Below are 13,165 nucleotides of genomic sequence, written 5' to 3'. Positions count from 1 at the left end.
AAGGAGAAACTATGAGTTTTTTTGTCCGTGTTTTAATGTTAGCTAGCTTGCTAAATATCGCAATTAGCGCGAGTAATAGCAAAGTAATTGAGGTGTTTGAAAGTCCTACTTGTGGGTGCTGTGATAAATGGGTAGAATATATGCGAAGCAAAGGCTACACGGTAAAAGTGCAAAAAAGCACAGAATTTTACAAAGTCAAAGAAAAATACCACATAAAAAGCGAGTATCAAAGCTGTCATACAGGCATAATCAATGGCTATGTCTTAGAGGGGCATATCCCGCTTGGTGCGCTAGAGTGGCTACTCAAAAACAAGCCAAAAAATGCTATCGGCATATCCGCACCGGGTATGCCTCAAGGAAGCCCGGGTATGGAGCAGGGCGTGTATGAGGATTATCCTGTGATATTGCTACTAAAAAATGGCGATTATGAAATGCTAGGAATCTATAATGGCGATAAACTTGTCCAAGGGGGTAGAATAGAATAAGGTAGAATCGAAGAGAGCAGAATCAAAAAAGGCAGAATCAAAAAATAAAAAAGGGCAAAAACTAAAAAATAAAAGAAACCAAAAGCAAGCAAAATCAAAAAAAGCAAAATCCAACTAACGCTAGAATCAAAAATAGCGCAAAATAAAAAAAGATTTTCGCGCCGTTTTATTAGCTCGCCAAATTTTGCTAGCTTGCTAAAATCCACAAACAAAATCTACAAAAACAAAAAAAGGACATAAATGCTAGTCTTAATCGATAATTACGATAGCTTCTCATACAACCTATATCAGCAAATCGCACAAATCTACCCACAAATCAAAGTCATACGAAATGATGAGCTAAGCATAGCACAAATCACAAAACTAAAACCAAAAGGGCTTATCATATCCCCCGGTCCAAAAGCCCCAAAAGACGCGGGAATCTGCATAGAAGCGATTAAACATTTTGCCCCGCTTATCCCAATACTTGGGGTATGTCTAGGACATCAAGCTATTTGCGAAGCGTTTGGAGGCAAGGTAGGCTATGCACCAAAAATAATGCACGGCAAAAAATCAATGATAGAAGTTTGCAAGGATTCGCCGCTTTTTGATTCTATGCCTAAGGCGTTTGAAGTGGCTAGATACCATTCTTTAGCGATTATAGAGGATAGCTTGCCCCACTGCCTTGAAGTCATCGCCCGCGTAAGCAGTCCTAACTCACCAAAATCAAACAAATCTAGCACAAAATCTATCCAAACAAATACAAATCATATTTCAAATGCGGAACAACATTTGCAAAATCAACATAGTGAGCGCACCATAATGGCAATCGCACACAAGCAATACAAAACCTTTGGCGTGCAATTTCACCCAGAATCTATCCTCACGCCACTAGGCAATCAAATAGCCAAAAATTTTTTAGCACACATTGCTTAAAAATGTCAAAATCTAGCCCAAAAGCCTAAAAAGCTACAAATCCAAATCACAAAAATCAAAGGAAATAAATGATAACAGAAACTATCCATTCGCTAACGCGCAAAGAAAATCTAAGCTCCAAACAAGCAAAATCCGCAATGGACGCCATAATGGATGGCAAAGTAAGCGATGTGCAAATCGCAGCATTTCTCACTGCCCTTGCTTGCAAAGGCGAGAGTATCGATGAAATCACTGCTAGTGTGCGCTCGCTAAAAGAGCATTGCGAATGCCTAGAATGCGGGGAAGTGCTAGAAATCGTAGGCACAGGTGGCGATGGCTCTCATTCGTTTAATATTTCTTCTACCGCTTCACTTATCATCGCTTCAGGTGGTGTCAAAGTCGCAAAGCACGGCAATAGAGCATTTTCATCTAAATGCGGTGCAGCAGATGTTTTTGAGGCATTGGGAGTAAATATTTCATTGCCAAAAGACAAAGCAAAATCCCTCATAGAAAAAACAGGATTTTGCTTTTTGTTTGCCCAAAACTACCATAGCGCGATGAAAAATGTCGCCCCCGTGCGCAAAGAGCTAGCAATCCGCACGATTTTTAATATCATAGGACCGCTGTGCAACCCCGCAAATCCCCAAATGCAAATAATGGGCGTATATGAGCAAAGACTGCTAGCCCCTATGGCAAAGGTGCTACAAAATCTAGGCGTAAAGCGCGCACTTGTCGTGTATGGGCTAGACAAACTCGATGAAATCTCGCTAAGCGCACCAACTCAAATCTATGAAGTAAATGGCGAAAAAATCAGCACCTACACGATTAGCCCGCAGGATTTTGGCTATGAGATATGTGATAAAAACGCGCTAAAAGGTGGAGAGGCTAGCCAAAATGCTACGATTTTAAAAGATATTTTGAGCGGAAAAGAAAAAGGCGCAAAACTTCAAGTAGCGTGCCTAAACGCAGGCGCAGGACTATATCTAGCAAATAAAGCAGATTCTATAAAAGAGGGCGTAGCACTAGCGCAAAATCTAATCAATAGTGGCAAAGCAGCTAAAAAGCTAGAGGATATTATCGCTAAAAGCAATGAATAGTTAAGGTTTTATTTGTCTATGATTTAAGATAGGCTCAATTCAACTTAAGCGGATTATTTCTCATCATTTTTAACAAGATTTTATGGAAGTTTTGTTCTTTTTAATTGAAGTGTTATAAAATTGAAGCCTTTTTTTAAGTGAAGCATAGATTTTGCATTTTTTAGATTTTCGTTGATTCTAAGTTTGCGCTAGTATTTGTCATTAGCTATAAAGCCTAGCTAAATCAACATTACAAAAAGGATAAAACAATGGCTAAAAAAGAAGTAAAAACAGATTTTTGGGTGTATTCGCTCTTGCAAAGTGCAGGGATTCACGCTGACCCACAAGGTTCTAGCATTAAAGAGATTGATGAAGCATTAAAAAGCGCGAGTAAAAAAGGCACAGGTAACGCTGGATTCCCTGAATTTATCGCCGTTGTCAAGGATTTTTTGCTTGTCATCGAGGATAAGGCGGGCATTGACAAGCACATTAAGTTAGATTCTAATGACTGCATAGATTTAGAAAATCCCCAAAGCGTTATGGATTATGCTGTAAATGGCGCGATTCACTACGCTAAACATTTAGCTAAATATACAAGCTACACCAAAATCATAGCCATTGCCGTGAGTGGCGATGAGAAGCACCACAAAATAAGCCCTTACTTTGTCAGTGAGCGAGGTTTCATAACCGCGCTTAAAGAAATAGAGGATTTTATCGTTTTTAGCGAGGCAAATATCGATGAGTATTACACCAAAGAGATTTTAAATGAAAAAACAGATTTTGAAAAAAGCACCGAACAGATTTTAAAAGATGCAAGTATTTTGCACGAGGATTTGCGAAATTATGGCAATTTGCGTGATACCGAAAAGCCTATTGTGGTTTCTGGCATTTTGTTAGCGTTAGAGGAAATTAAGCACAAAAATTTTAGCATTGACAATCTAAACGGCGATTCAAGCGCGACTGATGGCGAAAAAATCTACAAGGCAATAAGCGATAATCTAAAACGCGCAAATGTCCGCCCCGAAGTCAAAAAAGACAAACTTCTAGCGCAATTTTCTATCATCAAAGACACGCCAAAGATAAATGAAATCAACGCCACACTAGGCAAAACACCGCTGAAACATTACGCAGAGTTTCTAAATAAGCATATTTATAAAAGTTTTGGCTATACACATTCAAGTGAGGATATTTTAGGTAGATTTTATAGCGAATTTATGAGCTATTCAGGCGGAGATGGGCAGACTTTGGGAATCGTGCTTACGCCTAGACATATTTGTGAGCTATTTTGTGATTTGGCAGATTTGCGCCCCGATGATGTGGTGTTTGACCCTTGCTGTGGCACGGCTGGATTTTTAATCGCTGCGATGAATACTATGCTAAATCAAATCCCAAATGATGAAACTAAACGAAACGCCATCAAGCAAAATCAACTTTTTGGTATCGAGGAAAAGCCTGATATGTTTTCTATCGCTACGACAAATATGATTTTGCGAGGGGATGGCAAAAGCAACCTTAAAAACAAAGATTTCTTAAAGCAAAATCCAAGCGATTTGCAAAAAGATATTTGCGCAAGTGTAGGAATGCTAAATCCACCCTATTTACAAGGCGGCAAAGATAATCCAAACCTTTATGAAATCGCCTTTGTCAAGCATTTATTAGACAGCCTAGCCAAAAATACCCGTTGTATTGTCATTATCCCTCAAAGTGCGCTTGCAGGTAAAAACAAAGCCAAAAAGGCGATGAAAGAAAATATCCTTAAACACCACACATTAGAAGGTGTCATCACGCTTAATAAAAACACATTTTAGGGCGTAGGCACAAATCCTTGCATAGCCGTATTTAGCGCACACAATCCACACCCAAAAGATAAAATTTGCAAATTTATAAATTTTGAGAATGATGGCTTTGAAGTGCAAAAACACAAAGGGCTAGTGCAGACGATAAACGCCAAAGACAAAAAAGGCGCATTTGCTTAATGTATGGTTTGACAAAATGGAAGCCGAATCAAAATTTTGTGTCAAAACTACCATACAAGCAGATGATGAGTGGCTACATAGTTTTTTATTATTTTAACGATGAGATTCCTACACAAGCGGACTTTGAAAAAACTATGGCGGATTATTTAACCTTTGAATTTAATATGATAACGCACGGCATGGGCTATCTTGTTGGATTTAAATCGGAGCAAGATAACGAGTAAATCTTTAAATTTAAACGCAGTGGAGTGGGGAGAGTTTAGGATTAGTGATATTTTTGAAGTTTTTACAGGTGCAACAATCAGACAAAATGAGCTAATTAAAGGTAACATTCCAAGAATTACAGCTACAGATACTAATAATGGAGTAGCATTTTTCACGCAAGAAACATTACAACATAATTTTAAAAAATTCAAAAATTTTATCAGTATTTCATTTTTGGGAAGCGTGTTTTATCAGCCAAGCGAAGTAAGTTTAGATATGAAAATTCACGGCTTAAAAATAAAAAATAAAGAATTAAATGTCTATATCGCGCTTTTTCTAATTCCGTTAATTAAAAAATTTAGCTTTAAATATGCTTATGGCTATCAACTTTCAACTTCTATTTTAAAAATGCAAAAATTAAAATTGCCCATAGATTCACAAGGGCAACCAAACTACGACTTTATGGAATCTTTTATGCGACAAATCAAACAAAATGAAATCCAAGATCAAATCAACAGCATTAAATCAAAACTAGCACAATCAACACCATTCAACTTTGACACAAGCACGATTCAGTGGAAAGAATTTAAAATTAGCGATTTGTTTAATGTTTTTACAGGTGGGGATTTGATTTTATCTAATAGTGAAAGCGGAAACATTCCCATTGTAAGCCACAGTGCAACAAATAATGGTATAGCTGCTTGGACAAAAGAAATTAAAGGCAGAAAACTTTTTAACTATAAAAATACAATAAGTTTAGCAGATAGAGGAAATTTCTTTGCTACTACACAAAAAGATAATTTTTATGTAGGAACTAGGGTAAAAGCACTAGAATCTAAAAATAAAAAAATTGCCTATCTTGCGCTACTTTTTATTTCTTTATGTATAAACAAACAAAGTGTTAGATTTTCGTATGGAAAAAATTGTTGTGGAAATACTGAATCTATGCGAATTATGTTGCCCATCGATTCAAATAGCAATCCACATTACGAATTTATGGAATCTTTTATGCGATACATAGAGCAAGAACAACTCTCAAAAGTTCTTGCCTACTATACTCATAAACAAATCTAAAGATGAAAAATCTTTTTATGCCCGCTCACCTAGCACGATATTATTTGCCTCTTCTAGTCGCTGGAGGTGCTCCCACCGCTCATCTACTTCTTTTTGGAATAGTTCGATAATATGCTCATTTTCTTTTTTAAAGAGATGCTTAAATCGCCCCTGTGCCGCTAGATAATCGCGCACAGGAATGACATTTTTAGGGCGATAAGTGATACGCACTTCACGCCCACCGATGATTTCAAACAGCGGAAACACAAGGCTATCCACCGCCAAATCCGAAGTATCAATCGTCTTGTGTGATTCAAACTTCCACTCTGTCGTGCAGGCACTCATCGCATTGATAAATGTCGGTCCCTCCGTATCAATCGCTTGCTTAATCTTTTTATTCATATCTTTCCATTTGTTTGGCGCGACTTGCGCGACATAGGGGCTTCCGTGCGCTGCCATCACAAAGAGAATGTCCTTTTTACGCTCCTTTTTGCCATAGCTCGTGCTTCCCGCAGGCGTGGTAGTCGTGCTAGAGCCAATCGGCGTAGAGCTTGAGCGTTGCCCGCCTGTGTTGGCATACACTTCGTTATCAAGGCAGATATAAGTCATATCGTGTCCGCGCTCAAAGCACCCGCTGATAAACTGAAATCCAATGTCATAAGTGCTACCATCGCCACCAAATGCGACAAATTTGGGCTTTTCGCCCTGATATTTGCCCTTTTTTGCGAGCGCGCGATACATTGTCTCTGCGCCCGCTGCTGCGGTGCTTCCGTTTTCAAAGCCGATATGAATCCACGGCACATCCCAGCTAGTGTGCGGATACACAGCGGTTGAAACTTCGAGGCAACCTGTGGAGTTGCCGATTACTAGCGGTCCATCGACAGCGTTTAGCACTTCGCGGATAATGATGCCGTGTGCGCAACCCGGACAGAGGATATGCGCTCCTTCAAATTTTTCGGCAGATTTGGAAAACTGCTTGAGATTTTTTACTTCTTTTACCATTGTTATTTCTCCTTTCTAGTTAAGGTTGTGCTTGTCTTTTTGGCTAAAATCGTGGATTGCGCGCGCTTAGCTTCTGTCATTACCATTTAGGTAACTCCCTCGCTTCGCGCTTCAAAACCACGATTTTATTTCAAAAATACTTCGCACATTTGTTGCTCCTTTTGTTTGTTGCGCATTCTCGAATTTAAATTCTACGCATTTTTGTGCGGTGGATTTTGCGATGATTTTGTGGGTTGCGCGAGTGTGTGGCGAGGAGTTACCTAAAGCGGTAATGACGAAGCCACACACGAAGCGAGCATTAGAATCTAGATTCTAACGCGTCTCCCGCAAAAGACACGCACAAAGCTAAAAAAAGCTCATTTTGGGTCCGCGTAGCCCCACAAACTGCTGCACCGCGTGCGTTAATTTGCCCTCCTTTGCATCGTTATGTATTTCAGCCAAAATCTCGCCCAAATCCTTTTGCGTCATATCGCGCTCGCCAAGCCCATAGATATAGTTGCTTAGCACAGGGCGACTTTGCGCACCGCCACTGCCACCTCTCCCAAAGGTTGCGCTATACAATGCCGCACTTACTTCGTTAAAGAGCGCGCCCATAGCCCCAGCGGGCAGGCTTTTATCAAGGATTGCCACCGCCTTGCAGTGTTTTAGCGCGTTTGCAACCTCAATAAAAGGGAAAGGGCGAAAGACTTTGAGGCTTACTACGCCAGCTTTGATTCCATTTTTGCGGGCGTTTTGTGCTGCTACGCGGGCGGACTCTACCGTCGTGCCAAGCGCGAAAATCGCCACTTCGGCATCTGCTAAATCATAAGTTTCTACGATATTATGCTCCCTGCCTGTGAGGCTAGCAAATTCGCCAAACACGCGTTTTATGACTTCATTTGAGTGCATTAGGGCGTTGTGAAGCTGGGCTTTATGCTCGTAGTGCCACTCCTCCTCTGCCTGCGCTCCGTAGGTAACGGGGTGGGCAAAATCAAAAAGCGGATTTTTGCTCTTATATTCGCCGATAAATTTGTAAGCCTCACTATCGCTTAGCGGGCGGACATTTTGGGCAGTGTGTGAGCAGAGGAATCCATCTTGATTTACGATTACAGGCAAGCGCACGCCCATATCTTCGGCAATCTTAAACGCCATAAGATTCAAATCATAGGCATCTTGTGGATTATACGCGCAGAGGTTTATCCAGCCCGCATCGCGTCCTAGATACATATCGCTATGGTCGCCGTGAATGTTTAGCGGTGAGGCAAGGGCGCGATTTACGAGGTTTAGCACGATGGGCAGGCGCATACCAGAGGCTTGATACAGCACCTCTACCATAAGCGCAAAGCCTTGCGAGCTAGTCGCAGTCGCCACGCGCCCGCCCGCTGCTGCTGCACCCACACACGCGCTCATCGCGGCGTGCTCAGATTCTACGAGCAAAAACTCACCATCAATGTAACCATTGCTTGTGAAAGTCCCATAATTTTGCACGATAGGCGTGGAGGGCGTGATAGGATAGGCTGCGACTACATCGATTTGGGCTTGGCGCATCGCTTGGCAGGCTGCCATATTGCCATCCCACACGACTACTTTATCGAGTTCCATTTCTTTTGGCATATTTTTTCTCCTTTTTGTTGTTTTAGCGATTGAGATTTTGAGAATCTAGATTCTACATTTTCGCGCTAATTTGACTCGCTAGCGGGCTTTTTTGGCTCTTTAGCTGGCCAGTTCCCTAGCGCGTTTTCATTGCTCTCATTATTATCAAACATTAGCAGGGATTTTGGATTGGTAGGGCATACGCTCACGCACACACCGCAACCTTTGCAATGCTGATAATCCACGCCACGCATTTTCTCCTCGCGCACCAAAATCGCGGCATCAGGGCAATATACCCAGCAATTAAAGCAATTTATGCAAATATCCATATTATGCACGGGCTTATCCACGCGCCAATGCGCCACGCTCGTGCCATAGGAACTCTCTTTGGTATAGCTTCGCTCGTTATTATGCTCTCTTAGTGCTTCTCTGCCATCTTCGGCGAATGGAAAAAGCACCGAGCCCATTTCTAGTTGCGTCCAATCTTTCATCTACGCCTCCTTGTTGTTGAATTTGTTGTTTAAATTTTAAAATGTGCAAAATCTAGTAGCGATTTTGCGCTGCTTCTTTTTGCTACTCTTGTCGCTACTTTACCGCGTTATACGCCTGCTCAATCGCGCTCATATTTGCGTCAATGATATTTTGTGGGAGCTTCTTGCCAAGCACCTTTGTGAAAGCCTTTTTGAAATACTCTAGTTCTAGGCTTTGCGAGATTTTGATAAAAGCCCCTAGCATTGGCGTATTTGGGATAGGCTTGCCGATGGTGTTAAGCGCGATTTTGATACAATCTAGCACATAGAGTTCTTTGCCTGCTAGCTCGGGCTTTTTTGCCACGAGCTCATCTTTGCTTAAATGCGTGGTGATAATGTATTTGGTGCTTGGCTTGTCGTTGGCGCAAATATCGGTGATAAAGACGATTCCGGGGTCAATCACAAGCACATAATCTGGCTCCATATATTTTTCGTGGTTTAGGATTGGGCTATCATCGATTCTATCATACGCACTCATCGCCGCACCACGCTTTGCCGAGCCATATAGTGCAAAGGCTTGGACTTCTTTGCCCGTGCTAGCAAAGACATCTGCTAGCCCTTTTGCACCCGTTACAGCACCCTGCCCAGCGCGAGAATGCCACCTGATTTCTAGCATATTATCTCCCATTTTTGCTCCTTTTTTTAAGATGTTTGTCTTTAGTTTTGTTATTCAAAAACGCGCTTTTTTGTTTTTTGGATAACGCTTTTTTGCTACTTTTTTTGCTAAAGATTAAAAGAAATTTTACCAATTTTTTATTAAAAAGAGTATTAACTTGAGAATCCACCGCGCAAAAATGCACTAAAAATTGACATTTACGACAAAAAAGCGACAAAAAGAGTGTATTTTCTTTTTATTTTTTATGTAGATCTTGTGGATTTTTATGAAAATGCTGTGTTTTTAATGCGTTTTTATGAATGTTGGTAAATGTGATTTATACAAATGTGTTTATAAAGTTGCGCAAAAAAAGCTAAAAAACGCGCATTTAAAAAAAATGCAAAATTAAAAAAGCATAAAAGCATAAATCTTTAGATTAGTTTATAAATTTAGATTTTGGTTAAGCTTTTGCCAGCGATTTGCTCAATCATTGTCGTAGCATACGCCCCGCTTGGCAGGCTAAAATGTAGTTCCATTTGCGCTTCGCCATCTTTGTAGATAGATTCGCACTCTTTAGCCCACACCCACGCATATCGCCTAGCTCCGCTACTTTTTGTGGCTATTTCTAAAAATGGCGATTCACACAAATGCGCTATGTGTTTTGAGGTTTTTAGATTTTCCCCTTGCAATGCACCTGTGGGCGAAATCTCGTTTGTTTCAAATCGCGCTACCTCGCTAAAATCTAGCTTTTCTATACAAAAAAATCTCCCGTGTGGATAGTGAGAGCAAATATCGCCATCTAAAAGTTTAAAAGGCATTTTTTGGCTTTGCAATGCTTTATAGATTTTGCCTAAATCATTTTTAGATAGATTTGCTAGGTTTGCAAATGCCTTGCTTTGCAAAGTGTGAGAATCTAAAGGATTAGATTTTGTGCTAGATTTTGTCATATTATGCTTTGCGCTTAGGTTTATCGCATTTATAAAATCTGCAAATCCAAAATCCCCAAACCGCCCTAGAAGTAGCCTTACACAAAGCCACTCATTAAACAAATAGCTTTGCAAACTTGAGCGCAAAAAATTTTGCATTTTTTTATTTTTTGGGGCTTTGTTTTGTGATACATTGTCCTTAAAATCTATTGTTAAATCATTATGATTTTGTTTATTATCTAGCGCAAATCCTAGCTTATAATTTTCGCCATTTATCCCAAATCGCTGAAATCCAAAAAAGTTTGCAAACCCGCTTTGTTCCATTATTTTTAAGCTAGATTGTATTTTTTTCGCATTTATGGGGGTTACTTTTTTTAGGCGGACAAAAAAGCGATTTCCTTTTAGATGTCCTAGTTTGATTTTGTTGTTATGTAGCGTTGTGGATATGAGTTTAATTTCGTGTTTTTTAGATATTGCTTCAAAGCTAGATTCTATATTTTTGTTTTTTAGATAGATTTTTGGGATTGAGAGATATTGCGTGGTGGTGGCGTTTTTGTCTTTTAGCCCTGCGTAGCCGATAGATTTTGATGGGCAGGCAAAATGCGTGCTTAGGATTTTGACTAGCTCAAAAGTGCTTAATCCTTTTTTGCGGATTTGTAAGATTTGGTGTTCGCCATTGCCACTAAAATCATACAGCGGGATTTCATTTACTACAAAATCTCTTTGTGAATGTGCGAAATGAAAATCCGCTCTTAGATTTTGGTAGCTAAATATATTTGGCATTTTTGGTTTTTTGCATAGATTTTGTGGCGATATTTTTGTGGCGACATTACACAATGATACGCGGGATAAATGGCGATAAGTGCGTTAAAATCGCATAAGGTATGCTATCAAACACCCTTGCAAACTCGCTTGCATCATCAAACACGCAGATTTCGTCTTTTTGACTAGCGCAACTAAAACAATCCATACTCATCACAGGTAAAATCTCTTCCCCGCTAGCGCAATGTAGTTTTGGCATATTTGCCCCCAGCCGAAATAACCCATCGCCATAGCCAATATCATAAGTGCTAAATACGCCTTTTTTTGATACGATTGTCGCACCGCCATAGCCGATTTTTTCGCCCTTTTGTAAAATCTGTGTGGAGATTTTGTTTGCCCAAAGGCTTAGCACAGGCTTTAGCACAATATCTAGCGCAATCTCGGCAGTGTGGTAGCCATACGCACCGATACCGATACGCACAAGGCTATCGCTTAGTTTAGGATTTTCTTGCGTTTTTTGCTTGTCTTGCAGTTTGTTTTGTGGAGCAAAATCGCTAGTATTATTTTTTTGCGTGCTAGCATAAAGCGCGCTTCTCAAAGCCCCTGTGGTGCTAAGGGAGTGAAATCTAGGCAGTGGGATTTGTTGATTTTTGCAAAATAATGCTACTCTTTGTTTGATTGCATAAAAATTTGCCTGCGAAGTAGAAAAATCCTGTGCCTTTTCCCCGCCATTATCGCCATAACCATTATGGGCAAAAACCCCGATTAGTCGGGCTTTGTTTTGTTTGATTAGCCTTTCTAGTATTTTCAATGCGCTATCTAGCTCATCTTTTTTTTGCGCAGGATTTGGTGTGAGTGTTTGCCCAAAATTGCTTACTTGGATTCCGTTGCGATTCATTCCTATGTTGCATTTTAGCTCGATTCCTAGCGGGGTATTTTTTTTTGAAATGGTTTTGCTAGCGACTAGATTTTGTGCTTGTTTTTCTAGCATTTTTAGAGAATCTAGCGAGGCAATAGAGACATAAATATTGCTAGGCGCATCAAAAGGCACGCCACCATAAAGAACCGTAATGTGAGCAAAAAATCGTTGCACTTGCAAAGCTTCTGCGTAGTTTTTGACAAAAACGCAATCAATATTATTTTCTTTTGCAAGGCTAGCGATTTGAAGCAGTCCGTGTCCATAGGCATTATCTTTCATCACAAGGGCTAGTTTTGGTGGTTTTGTGGTGCTTGCTAGGTTTGTAGATTTTGTGGTGTTTGAGATATTTGGACTAGAATCTAGCCCATTTTTTAGCGCGTTTGAAATCGCGTGGATATTATGGCTAAAGGCATTAGAATCTAAGCGGATTTGTGCCATTTGTGCTTGCTTTTTGTTGGGTTACTAGCGAGATTTTGGTAGCTTTGAGATATATTCGGCTAAGGCTTGTATATCGCGCTCGCTTAGATTTTGCGCTTGCTCTTGCATAATAGGATTTGTCCCGCCTTTGTTGCCGATTTTGTGCTTATACGCACGCAAATCGCCTATGATTTTATATTTTGGAAGTCCTGCGATAGTGGTATTTCCACGACTACCTGGTGCTTGTTTATTGCCATTATTTCCGTGGCAAGAAGCGCATTGAGAATAGCTAGCGGGCTGTTTTGTGGATTTTGGTGTGGAGTGTTTTTTGGGCAACATATAGCTTGGGAGGGCTTGAGATGGCAAAAGCAGTGGCAACTCTTTTGCAGCGCATATTTGGCTTATTTGGCTAATAAAAAAAACAAAAATAAAAAATACCAAGTATTTTACTACACATTTTTGGCAGAAAAAATGATAGAAAAAAGCGAGATTTTTAGAATCTAATTTAGATTTTGATTTAGATTCTAGCGCAAGATTTTTTGTCCATAAAGAGTTCATTTTGCTGTCCTTAGCTTTTTGTTGTAAGGCATTTTATCAAACGATTTTTATCTACTTTTCAAGGTTCTCAAAGTGCAAGTTAAGGTAAATTTAAGGCTACACAAATTGATTTTTTACTTGGTGCAGATTCTACATATTTAAAATTTACAAATGTAAAATATACAAAATCTTATGGCTAAAATCGCTTAATACAAAA

Annotated in this window: 13 protein-coding genes; 6 read left to right on the top strand and 7 right to left on the bottom strand. The window is 40.0% G+C overall.

The genetic code is table 11. From position 1 onward, the window contains the following. Positions 1-35 precede the first annotated feature (35 nt). The 6 genes from ACWIX0_RS04935 to ACWIX0_RS04910 all read left to right on the top strand — a co-directional run bounded on the left by ACWIX0_RS04935 (position 36) and on the right by ACWIX0_RS04910 (position 5,709). Complete coding sequence (locus tag ACWIX0_RS04935) at positions 36-485, top strand: DUF411 domain-containing protein (RefSeq protein ID WP_454172540.1); 450 nt, start codon at positions 36-38, stop codon at positions 483-485. A 240-nt stretch (positions 486-725) separates the two neighbouring features. After that, positions 726-1,400 carry an anthranilate synthase component II gene (locus ACWIX0_RS04930; RefSeq protein ID WP_454172456.1) on the top strand — a complete coding sequence of 225 codons (675 nt, stop codon included), beginning with the start codon at positions 726-728 and terminating at the stop codon, positions 1,398-1,400. A gap of 68 nt (positions 1,401-1,468) precedes the next feature. Then, complete coding sequence (gene trpD, locus ACWIX0_RS04925) at positions 1,469-2,476, top strand: anthranilate phosphoribosyltransferase (RefSeq protein ID WP_454172454.1); 1,008 nt, start codon at positions 1,469-1,471, stop codon at positions 2,474-2,476. A gap of 248 nt (positions 2,477-2,724) precedes the next feature. Continuing rightward, positions 2,725-4,263: an HsdM family class I SAM-dependent methyltransferase gene (locus ACWIX0_RS04920; protein WP_454172453.1), complete on the top strand. Its 1,539-nt coding sequence runs from the start codon at positions 2,725-2,727 to the stop codon at positions 4,261-4,263. 167 nt (positions 4,264-4,430) lie between these two features. After that, entirely contained in the window at positions 4,431-4,655 is a 225-nt protein-coding gene (locus ACWIX0_RS04915; protein WP_454172451.1) for a hypothetical protein, read from the top strand. Continuing rightward, entirely contained in the window at positions 4,624-5,709 is a 1,086-nt protein-coding gene (locus tag ACWIX0_RS04910; RefSeq protein ID WP_454172449.1) for a restriction endonuclease subunit S, read from the top strand. Before ACWIX0_RS04915 ends, ACWIX0_RS04910 begins: the two co-directional genes overlap by 32 nt. Positions 5,710-5,724: 15 nt before the next feature. Here the strand turns inward: ACWIX0_RS04910 and ACWIX0_RS04905 are convergent, their stop codons facing one another. The 7 genes from ACWIX0_RS04905 to ACWIX0_RS04875 all read right to left on the bottom strand — a co-directional run bounded on the left by ACWIX0_RS04905 (position 5,725) and on the right by ACWIX0_RS04875 (position 12,969). Continuing rightward, entirely contained in the window at positions 5,725-6,690 is a 966-nt protein-coding gene (locus ACWIX0_RS04905) for a thiamine pyrophosphate-dependent enzyme (protein ID WP_454151032.1), read from the bottom strand. 345 nt (positions 6,691-7,035) lie between these two features. After that, positions 7,036-8,283 (bottom strand): 2-oxoacid:ferredoxin oxidoreductase subunit alpha, encoded by a 1,248-nt coding sequence (locus ACWIX0_RS04900; protein WP_454172447.1) that lies wholly within the window; start codon positions 8,281-8,283, stop codon positions 7,036-7,038. Positions 8,284-8,348: 65 nt separating this feature from the next. Continuing rightward, positions 8,349-8,753 carry a 4Fe-4S dicluster-binding protein gene (locus ACWIX0_RS04895; RefSeq protein WP_454151027.1) on the bottom strand — a complete coding sequence of 135 codons (405 nt, stop codon included), beginning with the start codon at positions 8,751-8,753 and terminating at the stop codon, positions 8,349-8,351. A gap of 94 nt (positions 8,754-8,847) precedes the next feature. Next, complete coding sequence (locus ACWIX0_RS04890; RefSeq protein WP_454151025.1) at positions 8,848-9,408, bottom strand: pyruvate flavodoxin oxidoreductase subunit gamma; 561 nt, start codon at positions 9,406-9,408, stop codon at positions 8,848-8,850. Positions 9,409-9,836: 428 nt separating this feature from the next. Then, positions 9,837-11,096, bottom strand: a complete 1,260-nt coding sequence (gene truD, locus ACWIX0_RS04885; RefSeq protein ID WP_454172445.1) for a tRNA pseudouridine(13) synthase TruD — start codon at positions 11,094-11,096, stop codon at positions 9,837-9,839. 46 nt (positions 11,097-11,142) lie between these two features. Further along, positions 11,143-12,432, bottom strand: a complete 1,290-nt coding sequence (locus ACWIX0_RS04880; protein WP_454172444.1) for an alanine racemase — start codon at positions 12,430-12,432, stop codon at positions 11,143-11,145. 24 nt (positions 12,433-12,456) lie between these two features. After that, the gene (locus ACWIX0_RS04875) at positions 12,457-12,969 is read right to left on the bottom strand and encodes a c-type cytochrome (RefSeq protein ID WP_454172442.1); all 513 of its coding nucleotides are present in this window, start codon (positions 12,967-12,969) and stop codon (positions 12,457-12,459) included. Positions 12,970-13,165: the final 196 nt, after the last annotated feature.

It is taken from the genome of Helicobacter sp. T3_23-1059 (genome assembly GCF_053654515.1).
Note: the sequence above shows the minus strand (reverse complement) of the source record. Positions and strands in the feature narration are given on the sequence as shown.

What these genes read in the sequence shown, in the direction of transcription:
- ACWIX0_RS04935 (WP_454172540.1), top strand. Translation starts at nt 36, where the DNA reads ATGTTAGCTAGCTTGCTAAATATCGCAATTAGCGCGAGTAATAGCAAA.
- ACWIX0_RS04930 (WP_454172456.1), top strand. Translation starts at nt 726, where the DNA reads ATGCTAGTCTTAATCGATAATTACGATAGCTTCTCATACAACCTATAT.
- trpD (WP_454172454.1), top strand. Translation starts at nt 1,469, where the DNA reads ATGATAACAGAAACTATCCATTCGCTAACGCGCAAAGAAAATCTAAGC.
- ACWIX0_RS04920 (WP_454172453.1), top strand. Translation starts at nt 2,725, where the DNA reads ATGGCTAAAAAAGAAGTAAAAACAGATTTTTGGGTGTATTCGCTCTTG.
- ACWIX0_RS04915 (WP_454172451.1), top strand. Translation starts at nt 4,431, where the DNA reads ATGTATGGTTTGACAAAATGGAAGCCGAATCAAAATTTTGTGTCAAAA.
- ACWIX0_RS04905 (WP_454151032.1), bottom strand. Translation starts at nt 6,690, where the DNA reads ATGGTAAAAGAAGTAAAAAATCTCAAGCAGTTTTCCAAATCTGCCGAA.
- ACWIX0_RS04900 (WP_454172447.1), bottom strand. Translation starts at nt 8,283, where the DNA reads ATGCCAAAAGAAATGGAACTCGATAAAGTAGTCGTGTGGGATGGCAAT.
- ACWIX0_RS04895 (WP_454151027.1), bottom strand. Translation starts at nt 8,753, where the DNA reads ATGAAAGATTGGACGCAACTAGAAATGGGCTCGGTGCTTTTTCCATTC.
- ACWIX0_RS04890 (WP_454151025.1), bottom strand. Translation starts at nt 9,408, where the DNA reads ATGCTAGAAATCAGGTGGCATTCTCGCGCTGGGCAGGGTGCTGTAACG.
- truD (WP_454172445.1), bottom strand. Translation starts at nt 11,096, where the DNA reads ATGCCAAATATATTTAGCTACCAAAATCTAAGAGCGGATTTTCATTTC.
- ACWIX0_RS04880 (WP_454172444.1), bottom strand. Translation starts at nt 12,432, where the DNA reads ATGGCACAAATCCGCTTAGATTCTAATGCCTTTAGCCATAATATCCAC.
- ACWIX0_RS04875 (WP_454172442.1), bottom strand. Translation starts at nt 12,969, where the DNA reads ATGAACTCTTTATGGACAAAAAATCTTGCGCTAGAATCTAAATCAAAA.